This window comes from Cedecea sp. AS113 (genome assembly GCF_037152415.1).
In the GTDB taxonomy this organism is placed as follows: Bacteria; Pseudomonadota; Gammaproteobacteria; order Enterobacterales; family Enterobacteriaceae; genus Cedecea.
In genome coordinates this window covers 69,148-85,176 of record NZ_JBBCMI010000019.1, presented here as the reverse complement: position 1 = coordinate 85,176, position 16,029 = coordinate 69,148, and the positions used below count along the sequence as shown (strand labels likewise).

General features: G+C 54.0%; 15 protein-coding genes, 2 tRNA genes and 1 rRNA gene. 14 read left to right on the top strand and 4 right to left on the bottom strand.

Annotated elements, in window-relative coordinates:
• The 3 genes from rrf to WFN87_RS19345 form a co-directional block, all read left to right on the top strand.
• Positions 1–99, top strand: a 5S ribosomal RNA gene (gene rrf, locus WFN87_RS19355); the annotation flags it as partial.
• A 55-nt stretch (positions 100–154) separates the two neighbouring features.
• Positions 155–231 (top strand) — tRNA-Asp (locus WFN87_RS19350).
• A 51-nt stretch (positions 232–282) separates the two neighbouring features.
• Positions 283–358, top strand: a tRNA-Trp gene (locus tag WFN87_RS19345).
• 79 nt (positions 359–437) lie between these two features.
• Here WFN87_RS19345 and hdfR read toward each other — a convergent pair.
• On the bottom strand, positions 438–1,262 hold the full coding sequence (hdfR, locus tag WFN87_RS19340) for an HTH-type transcriptional regulator HdfR (RefSeq protein WP_008455597.1): 825 nt from the start codon (positions 1,260–1,262) through the stop codon (positions 438–440).
• A 119-nt stretch (positions 1,263–1,381) separates the two neighbouring features.
• On the opposite strand from hdfR, the gene WFN87_RS19335 reads away from it, so the two are divergent.
• A complete protein-coding gene (locus WFN87_RS19335) occupies positions 1,382–1,720 on the top strand; it encodes a DUF413 domain-containing protein (protein ID WP_008455591.1) in 339 nt (112 codons plus the stop codon).
• A gap of 24 nt (positions 1,721–1,744) precedes the next feature.
• Here the strand turns inward: WFN87_RS19335 and WFN87_RS19330 are convergent, their stop codons facing one another.
• Positions 1,745–3,265, bottom strand: a complete 1,521-nt coding sequence (locus WFN87_RS19330; protein ID WP_336983787.1) for a YifB family Mg chelatase-like AAA ATPase — start codon at positions 3,263–3,265, stop codon at positions 1,745–1,747.
• Between the two features lie 353 nt (positions 3,266–3,618).
• Between WFN87_RS19330 and ilvL the strand changes: the two genes are divergently transcribed.
• The 6 genes from ilvL (at position 3,619) to ilvA (ending at position 10,178) form a co-directional block, all read left to right on the top strand.
• Positions 3,619–3,717 (top strand): ilv operon leader peptide, encoded by a 99-nt coding sequence (ilvL, locus tag WFN87_RS19325; RefSeq protein ID WP_071530467.1) that lies wholly within the window; start codon positions 3,619–3,621, stop codon positions 3,715–3,717.
• Positions 3,718–3,857: 140 nt separating this feature from the next.
• A complete protein-coding gene (gene ilvG, locus WFN87_RS19320) occupies positions 3,858–5,504 on the top strand; it encodes an acetolactate synthase 2 catalytic subunit (protein ID WP_336983786.1) in 1,647 nt (548 codons plus the stop codon).
• Positions 5,501–5,758, top strand: coding sequence for an acetolactate synthase 2 small subunit (ilvM, locus tag WFN87_RS19315; protein WP_008455586.1), 258 nt, complete (start codon positions 5,501–5,503; stop codon positions 5,756–5,758). The genes ilvG and ilvM overlap by 4 nt, the downstream gene beginning before the upstream one ends.
• A 19-nt stretch (positions 5,759–5,777) precedes the next feature.
• Positions 5,778–6,707 (top strand): branched-chain amino acid transaminase, encoded by a 930-nt coding sequence (locus tag WFN87_RS19310; protein WP_039289201.1) that lies wholly within the window; start codon positions 5,778–5,780, stop codon positions 6,705–6,707.
• 73 nt (positions 6,708–6,780) lie between these two features.
• The gene (gene ilvD / locus WFN87_RS19305) at positions 6,781–8,631 is read left to right on the top strand and encodes a dihydroxy-acid dehydratase (protein ID WP_008455582.1); all 1,851 of its coding nucleotides are present in this window, start codon (positions 6,781–6,783) and stop codon (positions 8,629–8,631) included.
• 2 nt (positions 8,632–8,633) lie between these two features.
• A complete protein-coding gene (ilvA, locus tag WFN87_RS19300) occupies positions 8,634–10,178 on the top strand; it encodes a threonine ammonia-lyase, biosynthetic (RefSeq protein WP_166879575.1) in 1,545 nt (514 codons plus the stop codon).
• Here the strand turns inward: ilvA and ilvY are convergent.
• Complete coding sequence (gene ilvY, locus WFN87_RS19295) at positions 10,175–11,068, bottom strand: HTH-type transcriptional activator IlvY (RefSeq protein WP_336983789.1); 894 nt, start codon at positions 11,066–11,068, stop codon at positions 10,175–10,177. The genes ilvA and ilvY overlap by 4 nt on opposite strands.
• Before the next feature lie 165 nt (positions 11,069–11,233).
• Here ilvY and ilvC point away from each other — a divergent pair, with 165 nt between their 5' ends.
• From ilvC to WFN87_RS19280, 3 genes are all read left to right on the top strand, one after another.
• A complete protein-coding gene (gene ilvC, locus WFN87_RS19290) occupies positions 11,234–12,709 on the top strand; it encodes a ketol-acid reductoisomerase (RefSeq protein WP_008455576.1) in 1,476 nt (491 codons plus the stop codon).
• Positions 12,710–12,798: 89 nt separating this feature from the next.
• Positions 12,799–13,239 carry an Rrf2 family transcriptional regulator gene (locus WFN87_RS19285; protein ID WP_336983785.1) on the top strand — a complete coding sequence of 147 codons (441 nt, stop codon included), beginning with the start codon at positions 12,799–12,801 and terminating at the stop codon, positions 13,237–13,239.
• Positions 13,236–13,613, top strand: a complete 378-nt coding sequence (locus WFN87_RS19280) for a DUF1360 domain-containing protein (RefSeq protein WP_336983784.1) — start codon at positions 13,236–13,238, stop codon at positions 13,611–13,613. Before WFN87_RS19285 ends, WFN87_RS19280 begins: the two co-directional genes overlap by 4 nt.
• Positions 13,614–13,642: 29 nt before the next feature.
• Here the strand turns inward: WFN87_RS19280 and ppiC are convergent, their stop codons facing one another.
• Positions 13,643–13,924 carry a peptidylprolyl isomerase PpiC gene (gene ppiC, locus WFN87_RS19275; RefSeq protein WP_008455569.1) on the bottom strand — a complete coding sequence of 94 codons (282 nt, stop codon included), beginning with the start codon at positions 13,922–13,924 and terminating at the stop codon, positions 13,643–13,645.
• A gap of 83 nt (positions 13,925–14,007) precedes the next feature.
• Between ppiC and rep the strand changes: the two genes are divergently transcribed.
• Positions 14,008–16,029, top strand: a complete 2,022-nt coding sequence (gene rep / locus WFN87_RS19270) for a DNA helicase Rep (protein ID WP_008455567.1) — start codon at positions 14,008–14,010, stop codon at positions 16,027–16,029.

The following is a 16,029-nucleotide window of genomic DNA, read 5'->3' as shown; positions in this document are numbered from 1 at the left end:
GGTGGTCCCACCTGACCCCATGCCGAACTCAGAAGTGAAACGCCGTAGCGCCGATGGTAGTGTGGGGTCTCCCCATGCGAGAGTAGGGAACTGCCAGGCATCAAATTAAGCAGTAAACCGGGGCAACAAACCGGTGGTTGTAGAAAAATTCGGTGGAGCGGTAGTTCAGTCGGTTAGAATACCTGCCTGTCACGCAGGGGGTCGCGGGTTCGAGTCCCGTCCGTTCCGCCACTTATTAAAATTAAGCCTGCTCTTTAAGCAGGCTTAATAGTAGGAAAATTTAGGGGCGTAGCTCAGTTGGTAGAGCACCGGTCTCCAAAACCGGGTGTCGCGAGTTCGAGTCTCTCCGCCCCTGCCATATATAATCCTTTGCTTAGGCAAAGGATTTTTTTTGTCCAAAATTCCTCTCTTTTATATTCTTAGCTATTAAAAGCGCATTACTGCGCCTTTAATGGTGTCTTCAATAATTCTTTGATAACACTCTGTTTGTCCGTGTTTTGTAACCAGACAGCATACAATGGTCTGGAAAGCGTTGTGCTTTCGGGGACAGGCCAGATCCCGGGCTGTTCTTTTGCCCACTCAATCGGCAGGAAGGTGCAACCGTTAAGTTCAGAGATCAGCTTGCAGGCTATTTTTGCTGAACTGGTAGTTAATACCGGAATATCATCACTTCCAATGAGCTCGGCCTCATGTTGGTGAAAATCCGCACCCCACTCGATGCGTAAATAGTTGAGTGAAGCTTTACGGCTTTCCGCGGCAGGACCATAAAGCCCCATGCTGAAGTAACCTAGCAACTGGCTGGCAAATTCGTCCATTTTTGGCGCTTCAGTTGTGAGCAATAAATCCAGCTGGCGCTCATGAAGCTGTTTAACGAGTGACTGACGTTGTGCAATTCGTGCTTCGAACTGCAGGCCATTATGCTGTTGATAAAGCGCAATGAGCCATTCAGAAAGCATACATTCCCAAAGCGATGCACTGGCACCAAGCGTGAGCTGATTATGTTGAGAAGTATGTGATACCTCTTTTTTCGCTGCTAACCACGTATTCATCAGGTTTTCTGCGTAGGGCAGCAGGCGCTCCCCGGCAGTTGTCAGCCGTATGTTATTGCGGTGGCGGGTAAAAAGGTTTACACCAAGCTGATTTTCGAGCTGTCGGATGCGAAAGCTTACCGCAGACTGCGTCAAATAAAGTGCTTCTGCAGCGCGACCAAAGTGCCGTGTTCTGCTAACTTCCAGGAAGGTTTTAAGTAATTCGGTGTCCACGGCTTACTCCAAAAAATAATTTGTCGTTATGATTTAAATGTTTTGTTTTACACTCTGTCAAGCGTAACTAATACTCCGCGCCATAAATAGCTCGGCCAAGAAAATCAGGAGCGTGTAGGATGGCGGAAAGCTTTACGACGACTAATCGGTTTTTCGACAATAAACATTATCCACGTGGGTTTGCTCGTCATGGTGATTTCACCATCAAAGAGGCACAGCTGTTAGAACGTCATGGCTTTGCGTTCAATGAGCTGGATCTCGGTAAGCGCGAACCAGGCACTGAAGAAGAAGTGCAGTTTGTTGCCGTATGCCGTGGTGTGCGCGAGCCTGCTACTGAAGCGGAACGTGTCTGGAGCAAGTACATGTCGCGTATTAAGCGTCCAAAACGTTTTCATACCCTGTCTGGCGGTAAACCGCAGATGGATACGGTTGAAGACTACAGCGATAGTGATGATTAAAAAATGGGGCGAAAGCCCCGTTTTTTATTCTGTCAGTCTGTGCAAATGCAGGAGCAGCCGATCAATAGTTCGATAGCTCAGTGCTTCCTGGAGATGTGCCCGAGTAATACTCTCGCAATGCTCGATATCCGCGATGGTACGAGAGACTTTCAGAAGACGTTGCCATGCCCTGACCGACAGGCCCAGTTTGAGTAATGTCTCCTCCAGCCAAACTGCATCATTCGGCACAAGTTCACAGTGTTCGCGGATCTCATGATTGCTGAGTCGGGCATTCAGCTTGTTCTGCCGTGAGAGTTGCCTGTCGCGTGTCTCTATCACCCTTTCCCTTATTCTCTCGCTTTTTTCTTCCTGATGGTTCGTTTTACTCAGCATTCCTGCCGGGAGAAGCGGGATATCCACTGAGAGGTCGAAGCGGTCGAGAAAAGGGCCCGAGAGTCGATTCATATAGCGTAAAGTCTGCTGGGGCGTGGCACGGTTATGTTTGCCTTCATAGTGCCCCGTAGGACTGGGATTCATCGCCGCGATAAGCTGAAAATCCGCGGGGTAGGTGATTTTTGCCCGGGTGCGAGAGATATGAATCTCACCTGATTCAATAGGTTCCCTAAGCGAGTCCAGTACGCGGCGCTCAAACTCAGGTAATTCGTCCAGAAATAACACGCCGTTGTGCGCTAACGAAATTTCTCCTGGCTGCGGGATAGCCCCGCCGCCCACGACGGAAGTTAACGAGGCACTGTGATGGGGAGCCCTGAACGGACGCTGACGCCAATGGCGATGAAGATGCGAAGATTGTACCAGGCTCAGAATGGCAGCGCTCTGTAATGCTTCAACATCGTTCAAAGGAGGAAGGAGCGTATTGAGCCGGCTCGCCAGCATGGTTTTACCCGTTCCTGGTGGGCCTATCAGTAAGAGGTTATGCCCGCCAGCCGCCGCAATTTCCAGCGCTCGTTTTCCCTGATTTTGCCCAATAATCTCGTTCATGTCTTCCAGGCTATCAGCTTGCCACAGCGCAGGGCTAACCGGGGTGCGGAGGTCGTGTTTTCCTTCCAGCCAGGCGCATACCTCGGTCAGATGCGTGGCCACAAAGCAGCCCGGTTTAGCGATCAGGGCTACTTCTTCTTCATTTTCTGCGGCAACCACGACTTCTCGCCCCGCATTCAAAGCCTCCATAGCGGATGATATGGCCCCAGAAACCCCACGTAGCTCCCCGGTCAGCGCAAGCTCGCCGATAAACTCAAGCTTGGCCAGCTTGGGCGTATTTAGCTGCTCAGAGGCAACCAGCAGCGCCAGAGCAATCGGCAAATCGTATCTGCCACCTTCTTTAGGAAGATCTGCCGGAGCAAGGTTAATAGTGATTTTACGCGCTGGAAATGTGTAGCCGCTATTGATCAATGCGCTTCTGACTCGATCCCGGGCTTCTCTCACGGTAGTTTCAGGCAGGCCGACAAGCGTAAGCCCTGGTAAACCAGCACTGATATGCACTTCAACCGTAACCTGTGGGGCGTGAACGCCGAGTGCTGCTCTGGTATAGACAACCGACAGTGACATTTTTCCTCCGTGAAAAACTTCATTCTGCCGCGCCAATAAAAGATTAAATATTGTTCGTTTTATGCGCCGGGAAGCACCTCCCTGACTTTTTTATCCGCTTTCTTTTTTACAGCTCTGGCTGCGAAGCCGATCGCAGAACAATAACTTTTTACTGGTATTACGCAGAAAATACCCTCAGCAGACCAGTTTTATGAATTATTTTCACTTTCTCGTTATGCACTGAAATTAAATAGTTTTTATGCTAATTAATTTCAACGGCGATCTTTTCGTCATAAAAAAATATTGTGCTTTACGTCAACTCTGTGATAACTCTGTAGGCATTACTTCGAACTAGACGTTAGAACATACAGAAAATGACAGCCCTTCTACGAGTGATTAGCCTGGTCGTGATTAGCGTGGTGGTGATTATTATCCCACCGTGCGGGGCTGCACTTGGAGAAAGAAAGGCTTAAAAATCAAGCCTGAATCGAAAAGAACCCCCGCACCGAAAGGTCCGGGGGTTTTTTGTTGACTGAAGAATGTGAAGCGAGGAACAGAGTATGTGTTACAGAATAAAATGCTGTTTCTCCGGTAATGAGACGGGGAACTAACTATGAATGGTGCACAGTGGGTAGTACATGCGTTGCGAGCGCAGGGTGTTGAAACAGTTTTCGGTTATCCTGGCGGCGCGATTATGCCGGTGTACGATGCGTTGTACGACGGTGGTGTGGAACATCTACTGTGTCGCCATGAGCAAGGTGCAGCCATGGCAGCTATTGGTTATGCCCGCTCAACGGGCAAAACCGGTGTGTGTATTGCCACTTCTGGCCCCGGTGCGACAAATCTGTTAACTGGCCTTGCTGACGCACTTTTAGATTCTGTTCCTGTGGTTGCCATCACCGGTCAGGTGGCTGCACCTTTGATCGGGACTGACGCTTTCCAGGAAGTTGACGTCCTCGGCCTGTCGCTTGCCTGCACCAAACACAGTTTCCTCGTCGAATCCCTTGATGAATTGCCGCGTGTCCTTGCCGAGGCATTTGAGATTGCTAATTCTGGCCGTCCAGGCCCCGTTCTGGTCGATATTCCAAAAGATATTCAGTTGGCTATTGGTGAGCCTGAGGCATGGTTATCTGCCGTTGAAGATGATGCTGACCTACCGTTGGCTGAATTGCAGCAGGCCCGTGAAATGCTCGCTCAGGCCAAAAAGCCGATGCTTTACGTTGGCGGCGGCGTTGGGATGGCGCAGGCGGTTCCAGCGCTCCGTGAGTTTACTTCCGTCACGGGTATGCCTTCCACAGTCACTCTGAAAGGGCTGGGTGCAGTCCCGGCCGACCATGCGTTTTATACCGGTATGTTGGGAATGCACGGCACCAAGGCGGCGAACCTCGCCGTTCAGGAATGCGATCTGCTGTTGGCCGTTGGAGCCCGTTTCGATGACCGCGTCACCGGGAAGCTGAATACCTTTGCTCCGCACGCCAAAGTTATCCACATGGATATCGATCCTGCGGAGCTGAGCAAGCTGCGCCAGGCGCATGTCGCGTTGCAGGGGCCGCTGAATCAGCTTTTACCTGCCTTGCAACAGCCGTTGCACATTGCCTCCTGGCAGCAGCATGTCGCCGCCCTGAACGAAGAACACCAGTGGCGCTACGATCATCCGGGTCAGGCTATCTATGCCCCCTTGCTGCTGAAGCAGCTCTCCGAGCGCAAATCAGCAGAAGCCGTTGTGACCACCGACGTAGGCCAGCATCAGATGTGGACCGCACAGCACATGACCTTCACTCGCCCTGAGAACTTCATCACTTCCAGCGGGCTTGGCACGATGGGCTTTGGTTTACCCGCCGCCGTTGGTGCTCAGGTTGCAAGGCCGGAAGATACGGTTATTTGCGTCTCCGGCGATGGCTCTTTCATGATGAACGTTCAGGAGTTAGGCACCATCAAGCGCAAACAGTTGCCGGTCAAAATCCTGCTGCTCGATAACCAACGCCTGGGCATGGTGAGACAGTGGCAGCAGCTGTTTTTTGAAGAGCGCTACAGTGAAACCACCCTGACCGACAACCCTGATTTCCTCACGCTGGCCAGCGCCTTTGGCATTCCAGGTCAGCACATCACCCGTAAAGACCAGGTAGAAGCCGCGTTAGACGCCCTGCTGAACAGCGACGGCCCGTACATGCTTCACGTCTCGATCGATGAGTACGAAAACGTCTGGCCGTTGGTACCGCCCGGTGCCAGTAACTCGCAAATGCTGGAGAAATTATCATGATGCAACATCAGCTCGCAGTGCAGGCTCGCTTCCGCCCGGAAACGTTAGAACGTGTTTTACGCGTAGTGCGCCATCGTGGATTCCAGATCTGCGCGATGAATATGGCCGCGGCGGGGAATACCGACAATATTAATATTGAATTGACCGTTGCTAGCCTGCGGCCAGTCGAATTACTGTTTACTCAATTAAGCAAGCTGGTTGACGTTGCCTGCGTTGAAATCCAGCCACAAACATCACAACAAATCCGCGCCTGAGCGTAAAAGGAAGAGAACAATGACGACCAAGAAAGCTGATTACATCTGGTTCAATGGCGAGATGACTCCGTGGGGAGAAGCGAAAGTTCACGTAATGTCCCACGCGCTGCACTACGGTACTTCGGTCTTCGAAGGCATCCGTTGCTACGACTCGCATAAAGGGCCAGTGGTGTTCCGTCATCGTGAACACATGCAGCGCTTGCGTGACTCAGCAAAAATCTATCGCTTCCCGGTATCGCAAAGCGTGGATGAGCTGATGGAAGCCTGCCGTGCGGTTATCCGTAAAAATAATCTCACCAGCGCTTACATTCGCCCTCTGGTCTTTGTTGGCGACGTAGGTATGGGCGTTAATCCGCCGGAAGGGTATACCACCGACGTGATCATTGCGGCTTTCCCGTGGGGCGCTTATCTGGGCGCTGAAGCGCTGGATCAGGGGATTGATGCAATGGTCTCTTCCTGGAATCGTGCGGCACCAAACACCATTCCTACCGCGGCCAAAGCGGGCGGTAACTACCTTTCTTCTCTGCTGGTCGGCAGCGAAGCACGCCGCCACGGCTATCAGGAAGGGATTGCGCTCGATGTGAACGGCTTCCTGTCTGAGGGCGCGGGTGAAAACCTGTTCGAAGTAAAAGACGGCGTGATCTACACCCCGCCATTTACCTCTTCAGCGCTGCCGGGGATTACCCGCGATGCAATCATCAAGCTGGCAAAAGACCTGGGCATTGAAGTCCGTGAGCAGGTGCTGTCGCGCGAATCTCTGTACCTGGCCGACGAAGTCTTTATGTCCGGTACCGCCGCTGAAATCACCCCGGTACGCAGCGTAGACCGCATTCAGGTGGGCGAAGGCCGCTGTGGCCCGGTCACCAAACGTATTCAACAGGCATTCTTTGGCCTGTTCACCGGCGAAACCGAAGACAAGTGGGGCTGGTTAGATCAGGTAAACCCGTAAGCCTTAAACAAAAATATAATCAGGCGGGCGGCAACTGACCGCCTGCTACCCGACAGACTGGAGTAAATAAAGCATGCCTAAGTATCGTTCCGCCACTACAACCCACGGCCGCAATATGGCGGGTGCCCGCGCGCTGTGGCGCGCAACGGGGATGACCGACGCCGATTTTGGCAAACCGATCATTGCGGTCGTCAACTCCTTTACCCAATTCGTACCGGGCCACGTTCACCTGCGCGACCTGGGTAAACTGGTTGCCGAGCAAATCGAAGCCTCCGGCGGCGTAGCGAAAGAGTTCAACACCATTGCGGTGGATGACGGTATCGCGATGGGGCACGGCGGTATGCTCTATTCCCTGCCGTCCCGCGAGCTGATTGCCGACTCGGTTGAGTACATGGTGAACGCCCACTGCGCCGATGCCATGGTTTGTATCTCCAACTGCGACAAAATCACCCCAGGGATGCTGATGGCCTCGCTGCGCCTGAACATTCCGGTGATCTTCGTCTCCGGCGGCCCGATGGAAGCCGGGAAAACTAAACTTTCCGACCAGATCATCAAGCTGGATCTGGTCGATGCGATGATTCAGGGTGCGGACCCGAAAGTTTCTGACGAGCAAAGCGAGCAGGTTGAACGCTCCGCGTGTCCAACGTGCGGCTCTTGTTCAGGTATGTTCACTGCCAACTCCATGAACTGCCTGACCGAGGCGCTAGGTCTGTCTCAGCCGGGTAACGGTTCACTGCTGGCGACGCACGCTGACCGCAAAGAGTTGTTCCTGAACGCGGGTAAACGCATTGTTGAACTGACCAAGCGCTATTACGAGCAGGATGATGCCACCGCGCTCCCGCGCAGCATCGCCAGCAAAGAGGCGTTCGAAAACGCCATGACGCTGGATATCGCCATGGGCGGCTCCACTAACACCGTTCTGCACCTGCTGGCCGCCGCGCAAGAAGCTGAAATCGACTTCACCATGACCGACATTGACCAGCTGTCCCGCAAGGTTCCACAGCTGTGTAAAGTCGCGCCAAGCACCCAGAAATACCATATGGAAGACGTGCACCGTGCCGGAGGCGTACTCGGGATCCTCGGCGAGCTGGATCGCGCCGGATTGTTGAACCGCGAAGTGAAAAACGTGCTTGGCCTTTCCCTGCCGCAGACGTTGGAACAATACGATGTCATGCTGACCAAAGACGAGGCGGTGAAAACGATGTTCCGCGCGGGCCCGGCGGGCATTCGTACTACTCAGGCTTTCTCGCAGAACTGCCGCTGGGACACGCTGGATGACGATCGCGCTAACGGTTGCATTCGCTCACTGGAAAATGCCTACAGCAAAGATGGCGGCCTGGCCGTTCTGTACGGCAACTTCGCGGAAAACGGCTGCATTGTTAAAACCGCTGGCGTGGATGAAGGTAGCCTGGTATTCCGCGGCCCGGCCAAAGTTTATGAAAGCCAGGACGATGCGGTAGAAGCCATCCTCGGCGGTAAAGTCGTTGCAGGTGACGTGGTTGTTATTCGCTACGAAGGACCAAAGGGCGGGCCAGGCATGCAGGAAATGCTCTACCCAACCACCTTCCTGAAATCTATGGGACTGGGTAAAGCCTGCGCGCTGGTCACCGACGGCCGTTTCTCCGGCGGGACCTCGGGTCTGTCGATCGGCCACGTTTCTCCTGAAGCCGCGAGCGGCGGCAATATTGCCCTGATTGAAGACGGCGACATGATTGCCATCGATATCCCTAATCGCGGTATTCAGCTGCAGCTTACCGATCAAGAAATGGCTGCACGTCGTGAAGCGCAGGAAGCTCGCGGTGAAGCGGCATGGACTCCTCGCAATCGTGAGCGCCAGGTTTCCTTCGCCCTGCGCGCCTACGCCAGCCTCGCCACCAGTGCGGATAAAGGCGCCGTGCGTGATAAAAGCAAGCTTGGAGGCTAATTATGGCTGAGTCACAACCGCTACCCGATGCCCCCGGTGGAGCAGAGTATCTGCGCGCGGTATTGCGCGCGCCGGTTTACGAAGTCGTGCAGGTAACGCCGCTGCAGAAAATGGAAAAGCTTTCGTCGCGCCTTGATAACGTCATTCTGGTTAAGCGTGAAGACCGTCAGCCTGTGCATAGCTTCAAGCTGCGCGGGGCTTACTCGATGATTGCGGGCTTGAACAGCGAGCAAAAAGCCTGTGGTGTGATCACCGCTTCTGCGGGCAATCACGCTCAGGGCGTCGCGCTTTCGTCTACGCGATTGGGTATTAAGTCTCTGATCGTTATGCCTGTGGCTACTGCGGATATCAAAGTCGATGCTGTGCGGGCCTTCGGCGGCGAAGTGTTGCTGCATGGCGCGAATTTCGATGAGGCAAAAGCCAAAGCCATCGAACTTTCTCAGCAGCAAGGTTTCACCTACGTGCCTCCGTTTGATCACCCGGCAGTCATCGCCGGGCAGGGTACGGTTGCGCTGGAATTGCTGCAGCAGGATGCGCACATCGATCGCGTATTCGTGCCGGTTGGCGGCGGTGGCCTGGCGGCTGGCGTAGCGGTTTTGATCAAGCAGCTGATGCCGCAGATCAAAGTGATTGCGGTTGAAGCCGAAGATTCTGCCTGTCTCAAGGCGGCGCTGGATGCCGGGCATCCGGTTGAGCTGCCGCGCGTAGGGCTGTTTGCCGAAGGTGTTGCTGTTAAGCGCATCGGCGACGAAACTTTCCGCGTGTGCCAGGAATACCTGGACGACATCATCACCGTGGACAGCGATGCCATCTGCGCGGCGATGAAGGATTTGTTCGAGGATGTGCGTGCTGTCGCCGAGCCTTCCGGCGCGCTGGCGCTGGCGGGGATGAAAAAGTACATCCAGCAGCACAACATTCGTGGCGAACGCCTGGCGCATGTGCTGTCTGGCGCAAACGTGAATTTTCACGGGCTACGCTATGTCTCGGAGCGCTGTGAACTGGGCGAGCAGCGAGAAGCATTGCTGGCGGTCACTATTCCAGAGCAAAAAGGCAGTTTCCTGAAGTTTTGCCAGCTGCTGGGCGGTCGCTCGGTCACTGAGTTCAATTACCGTTACGCCAGCTCTGACGATGCCTGCATTTTTGTTGGGGTGCGACTGACACGCGGGCTGGAAGAGCGTAAAGAGATCATCGCTCAGCTCAGCGAAGGCGGCTACGGTGTGGTCGATCTCTCTGACGACGAAATGGCGAAGCTGCATGTTCGCTACATGGTGGGCGGCCGACCTTCGAAGCCGCTGCGCGAACGGTTGTACAGCTTTGAATTCCCGGAATCGCCGGGGGCGCTGCTGAAGTTCCTGAGCACGCTGGGGACGCACTGGAACATTTCTCTGTTCCACTACCGCAGCCACGGCACCGACTACGGGCGAGTTCTGGCGGCGTTTGAGTTGGGCGAAAATGAGCCGGACTTCGAAACCCGGCTCAACGAACTGGGTTACGAATGTCACGACGAAACCCAGAACCCGGCGTTCCGCTTCTTCCTGGCCGGTTAATGGCTGCCGGGTAAAAGCTTCCAGAACGCGCTGATAAGCGGCTCATTGAGCCGCTTTTTTTGTACGCAAACGCCCAGTTCAAACGGCGCTTTCTCATCGTTACGTTCCAGAACCAGCACGCGGTTGCGCACCGGTTCCGGGCTGTTTTCCAGCACGATTTCCGGGATCAGCGCGACGCCACATCCCAGCGCCACCATTGACACCATGGCTTCGTGGCCGGCGACGGTAGCGTAGATTACCGGGTTACTGATTTTCTGGCGGCGGAACCACAGTTCTATACGGCGCCGAACGGGCCCTTGCTCGGGCATGATAAACGGAATTTTGGCCCAGTCTGGCTCCGGTTGGCTTACCTGCGTCCTGACAGGGCAAGGCAAAGCGGGGGCGATCAAGGCCACGGATAAATTTTCCAGCATTGAGAAAGCCACGCCAGGCGGAAGGGACTCTGGTTTTCCGGCAATGGCGAGATCGGCTTCGTTGGAGTCGACTTTTTCTACCGCATCCGCGGCGTCGCCGGTGGTCAGCTTAATTTCAACGGAAGGATGTTCAGCCCGGAAGCGGTCCAGAATGGGCGGCAAATGGCTGTATGCGGCGGTCACCGAGCAAAACAGATGCAGCTCTCCGCTCAGGGAAGGACCTTGCTGGCCAAGCGTGTGGCGCATCTGCTGATATTGCAGCAGCGTGTGCTGGGCAAACAGCCGTAATTGCTCGCCGGCTTCAGTCAGCGTCACGGTGCGGTTATCACGCAAAAACAGAGGTTGCCCGAGGTCGTCCTCCAGACGCTGGATCTGGCGCGAAAGCGTGGAGGGACTGACGTGCATGGCGCGCGCGCTACGCCCAAAATGGCGGCTTTCAGCCAGGTGCAGAAAGGTTTTCAGATCGCGTAAATCCATGGTCATCAAGCCTCGTTTTTGCATTGCAATAATTGCAACGCGATGTTGTTAATATATCAATTTAAGCAACGCATTTCCTGTCATATAGTGGGTTCATTCTAGGCAGCACGACACGGCTGCAGAGCCCTTACAATAAGCACAACACGACACATACGGAGTTCTACGATGGCTAATTATTTCAACACTTTGAACCTGCGTCAGCAGTTAGCGCAGTTAGGTAAATGTCGCTTCATGGGGCGCGATGAATTCGCCGATGAAGCAAGCTACCTCAAAGGTAAAAAAGTCGTCATCGTCGGCTGCGGTGCTCAGGGTCTTAACCAGGGTCTGAACATGCGCGACTCCGGGCTGGATGTTTCCTATGCCCTGCGTGCGGAAGCTATCGCCGAGAAACGTGCATCCTGGCGTAAAGCGACCGAAAATGGCTTCAAAGTGGGTACTTATGAAGAGCTGATCCCACAGGCGGATCTGGTTGTTAACCTGACGCCAGACAAACAGCACTCTTCCGTTGTTCAGGCCGTACAGCCGATGATGAAAGACGGCGCGGCGCTGGGTTACTCCCACGGTTTCAACGTGGTTGAAGTCGGCGAAACCATTCGTAAAGACATCACCGTGGTGATGGTAGCACCTAAGTGCCCGGGCACCGAAGTGCGCGAAGAATACAAACGTGGTTTTGGTGTGCCAACGCTGATCGCAGTTCACCCTGAAAACGATCCGAAAGGCGAAGGTATGGCGATTGCCAAAGCCTGGGCTGCGGCCACCGGTGGCCACCGTGCGGGCGTGCTGGAGTCTTCCTTCGTTGCGGAAGTGAAATCTGACCTGATGGGCGAGCAAACTATCCTGTGCGGTATGCTGCAGGCCGGTTCTCTGCTGTGCTTCGACAAGCTGGTGGCTGAAGGTACTGATGCTGCATATGCAGAAAAACTGATTCAGTTCGGCTGGGAAACCATCACCGAAGCGCTGAAGCAGGGCGGGATCACGCTGATGATGGACCGTCTGTCCAACCCGGCAAAAATCCGCGCCAACGCGCTGTCCGAGCAGCTGAAAACCATTATGGCTCCGCTGTTCCAGAAACACATGGATGACATCATCTCCGGTGAGTTCTCCTCCGGCATGATGGCTGACTGGGCTAACGACGATAAGAAACTGCATACCTGGCGTGAAGAGACCGGCCAGACCGCTTTCGAAACTGCACCGCAGTTTGAAGGTAAGATTTCCGAGCAGGAATACTTCGACAAAGGCGTGGTAATGATTGCCATGGTGAAAGCAGGCGTTGAGCTGGCCTTCGAAACCATGGTTGACGCTGGCATCATCGAAGAGTCGGCATACTATGAGTCCCTGCACGAGCTGCCGCTGATTGCTAACACCATTGCTCGTAAGCGCCTGTACGAAATGAACGTGGTTATTTCTGATACCGCTGAGTACGGTAACTACCTGTTCTCCTACGCGGCCGTACCGCTGCTGAAAGAGTTCATGACCACGCTGCAGCCGGGCGATCTGGGTAAAGAGATCCCAGCCGCTGCGGTAGACAACGCTCAACTTCGTGACGTCAATGAAGCCATTCGCAGCCACGAAATCGAAAAAGTGGGTCAAAAACTGCGTGGCTACATGACCGATATGAAACGCATCGCTGTTGCTGGCTAATGTGTTTTTGAAATGAAAAAGGCGCTTCGGCGCCTTTTTTTGTGCCTGTTATCTTGCCGCCTCTCTTTTTATGTAATATTGTAAGTTACATGAAAAAAAATAACTCCTTCTCAGCAACATTGCACATCCTGCTTCACCTGGAGCAGATGGACAAACCGCTCACATCGGAACAAATGGCCGCCTTTATCGACGGCAATCCGGCGTTTATTCGTAAAGTGCTCGCCGGTCTGCGCGAGAACAACATCGTCTGCTCAACCAAAGGTCACCACGGTGGCTGGAGACTCTGCCGCCCGGCTAGCGAAGTGACGCTGCTGGATATTTATCTGGCGCTGGGATCGCCGGGTCTGTTTGCACTAGGTAACCGCAATGAAAACCCGCAATGCCTGGTGGAGCAGGGGGTCAATCGAGTGATGTCCGAGACGTTTACTGCGGCTGAAGAGCTGGTGCTGGCGCGGTTTAAAAGCCTGACGTTACAAGATATCGGGAGCGAATTTATTAGCTATTTCAATGAAAAGGGGCATGAGGAATGATTTCAACCCTAACCACGGATCTGCCAGTTTGTCTGATGATCGCCCTGGCCGCCGCCAGCATTTCGATGACGATAACGCAAACTGAACTGTTTGCAGGGTTACGCGGCTGGACGGCGAAAAAGCATGCGATGCTGGGCCATCTCTTTCAATGTTTCTACTGCCTTAGCCACTGGGTCGTGTTTGCCGGAATGCTGATTTACCGTCCCTATTTGCTGCACAGCGGGATGCCGGTGATCGACTGGATTATGACGGCGTTTATTACCCTCACGCTGACCACTTTCGTGAACGGCATTATTTTTAAAGTGTTCCAGATGGCGGTCGGCACGCACTTGCTGAAGCATGAAGCCCAGCAGACGCTGAAGTCGACAAAGTAAAGAAAAGGCCGGATATCCCGGCCTTTGGCTTAGTTACGGTACAACACCTTGATGATGTGGTAGCCGAACTGAGTGTGCAGCGGGCCGTAAGGCTCCAGCAGCGGGCAGGAAAAGACCACTTTATCGAACGCAGGAACCATCTGCCCCTGACGGAATTCACCTAAATGGCCGCCTTTTTTGCCAGATGGGCAGGTAGAGTGCTTCTTCGCCAGTTTTTCGAAGTCGCCACCGTTTTTAAGCTGCTCCAGAAGGTCCAGAGCCAGTTTTTCTTCCTTTACAAGGATATGCAGTGCTGCTGCGGTTTTTGCCATGATAGTGCCTTGAGTCATGTTGATTACGCTCGCTATACTACCACGCTGTTTTTGTCCCCTCCTGACTTTCATTGAGTGACCGTATGCGTTTAAACCCTGGCCAACAACAAGCCGTCGAATTTGTCACCGGACCCTGCCTGGTTTTGGCCGGGGCGGGCTCGGGTAAAACGCGCGTTATCACCAATAAAATTGCGCATCTGATTCGCGAAAGTGGCTATCAGGCGCGCCAAATCGCGGCGGTGACCTTTACCAATAAGGCCGCCCGCGAAATGAAAGAGCGCGTTTCGCAGACGCTGGGGCGCAAAGAGGCACGGGGGTTGATGATCTCGACTTTCCACACGCTGGGGCTGGAGATTATCAAGCGCGAGTACGCGGCGCTTGGTATGAAATCTAACTTCTCGCTGTTTGACGATACCGATCAGACCGCGCTGCTAAAAGAGCTAACTGAAGGCCTGTTAGAAAACGATAAGGTGCTGCTTCAACAGCTGATTTCAACCATCTCCAACTGGAAGAACGGGTTGTTGTCTCCGGCGCAGGCCGCCGCGCAGGCGAAGGGCGAAAGGGATCGTATTTTTGCCCATTGCTACGGCCTTTACGACACGCACCTGAAGTCCTGCAACGTGCTGGATTTTGACGACCTGATTTTGCTGCCAACGCTGCTGCTGCAGCGCAATGCAGAAGTCCGGGAGCGCTGGCAAAACCGTATTCGCTATCTGCTGGTAGATGAATATCAGGATACCAACACCAGCCAGTACGAGCTGGTGAAACTGTTGGTTGGCGCGCGGGCGCGCTTTACCGTTGTAGGCGACGATGACCAGTCTATCTATTCCTGGCGAGGGGCGAACCCGCAAAACCTGGTTCTGCTGAGCAAAGATTTTCCGGCGCTGCAAGTCATCAAGCTTGAGCAGAACTACCGCTCATCCCGCCGGATTTTGAATGCGGCCAATATTTTGATCGCCAACAATCCGCACGTTTTTGAGAAGCGGCTTTTCTCTGAACTTGAACACGGCGCAGAATTGAAAGTCGTGACGGCTAATCATGAAGAGCATGAGGCCGAACGCGTCACCGGTGAGCTTATCGCCCACCACTTTATTAATAAAACCAACTATAAAGATTACGCGATTCTGTACCGCGGCAACCACCAGTCGCGGGTGTTCGAAAAGATGCTGATGCAAAACCGCATCCCGTATCGTATCTCCGGCGGTACTTCATTTTTCTCTCGTCCGGAAATTAAAGATCTGCTCGCCTATTTGCGCGTGTTGACGAACCCGGATGATGACAGCGCATTTCTGCGTATTGTAAATACACCCAAGCGCGAAATTGGCCCGGCAACGCTGCAAAAGCTTGGCGAGTGGGCGATGCAGCGCAATAAAGGCCTGTTTACTGCCAGCTTCGATATGGGGTTAAGCCAGACGCTCAGCGGGCGCGGCCTTGATGCGTTGCAGCGTTTTACCCACTGGCTGCGGGACGTGGCAACGCTTGCCGAGCGCGAACCGGTGGCCGCCGTGCGAGACCTGATCCACGGCATCGACTACGAAAGCTGGCTGTATGAAACCTCGCCCAGCCCAAAAGCTGCCGAAATGCGGATGAAAAACGTTAACCAGCTTTTCAGCTGGATGACCGAGATGCTTGAAGGCAACGACCTGAATGAGCCGATGACGTTAATCCAGGTGGTGACGCGTTTTACCCTGCGTGACATGATGGAGCGTGGTGAAAGCGAAGAAGAGGCCGATCAGGTTCAGTTGATGACTCTTCATGCTTCTAAGGGGCTGGAATTTCCCTACGTCTACCTTGTGGGCATGGAAGAAGGGATTTTGCCGCACCAAAGCAGCATCGACGAAGATAACGTGGATGAAGAGCGTCGTCTGGCTTACGTGGGGATCACCCGGGCGCAAAAAGAGCTGACGTTTACGCTTTGCCGGGAGCGCCGGCAGTATGGCGAGCTGATACGGCCTGAACCAAGCCGGTTCCTGATGGAGCTGCCACAGGACGATTTAAGCTGGGAAACTGAGCGGAAAGTGGTTTCTGCCGAAGAGCGGATGCAAAAAGGGCAGAGTAATGTGGCCAACATCCGCGAGATGCTGGCCAAAGCGCGTAAAAGCTAG

Bases quoted from the DNA above. Each gene is read 5' to 3' on its own strand.
- rep (WP_008455567.1), top strand. From the start codon at position 14,008: ATGCGTTTAAACCCTGGCCAACAACAAGCCGTCGAATTTGTCACCGGA.
- ilvY (WP_336983789.1), bottom strand. From the start codon at position 11,068: ATGGATTTACGCGATCTGAAAACCTTTCTGCACCTGGCTGAAAGCCGC.
- ppiC (WP_008455569.1), bottom strand. From the start codon at position 13,924: ATGGCAAAAACCGCAGCAGCACTGCATATCCTTGTAAAGGAAGAAAAA.
- ilvA (WP_166879575.1), top strand. From the start codon at position 8,634: ATGGCTGAGTCACAACCGCTACCCGATGCCCCCGGTGGAGCAGAGTAT.
- WFN87_RS19280 (WP_336983784.1), top strand. From the start codon at position 13,236: ATGATTTCAACCCTAACCACGGATCTGCCAGTTTGTCTGATGATCGCC.
- ilvM (WP_008455586.1), top strand. From the start codon at position 5,501: ATGATGCAACATCAGCTCGCAGTGCAGGCTCGCTTCCGCCCGGAAACG.
- WFN87_RS19285 (WP_336983785.1), top strand. From the start codon at position 12,799: ATGAAAAAAAATAACTCCTTCTCAGCAACATTGCACATCCTGCTTCAC.
- WFN87_RS19310 (WP_039289201.1), top strand. From the start codon at position 5,778: ATGACGACCAAGAAAGCTGATTACATCTGGTTCAATGGCGAGATGACT.
- ilvG (WP_336983786.1), top strand. From the start codon at position 3,858: ATGAATGGTGCACAGTGGGTAGTACATGCGTTGCGAGCGCAGGGTGTT.
- WFN87_RS19335 (WP_008455591.1), top strand. From the start codon at position 1,382: ATGGCGGAAAGCTTTACGACGACTAATCGGTTTTTCGACAATAAACAT.
- ilvC (WP_008455576.1), top strand. From the start codon at position 11,234: ATGGCTAATTATTTCAACACTTTGAACCTGCGTCAGCAGTTAGCGCAG.
- ilvL (WP_071530467.1), top strand. From the start codon at position 3,619: ATGACAGCCCTTCTACGAGTGATTAGCCTGGTCGTGATTAGCGTGGTG.
- ilvD (WP_008455582.1), top strand. From the start codon at position 6,781: ATGCCTAAGTATCGTTCCGCCACTACAACCCACGGCCGCAATATGGCG.
- WFN87_RS19330 (WP_336983787.1), bottom strand. From the start codon at position 3,265: ATGTCACTGTCGGTTGTCTATACCAGAGCAGCACTCGGCGTTCACGCC.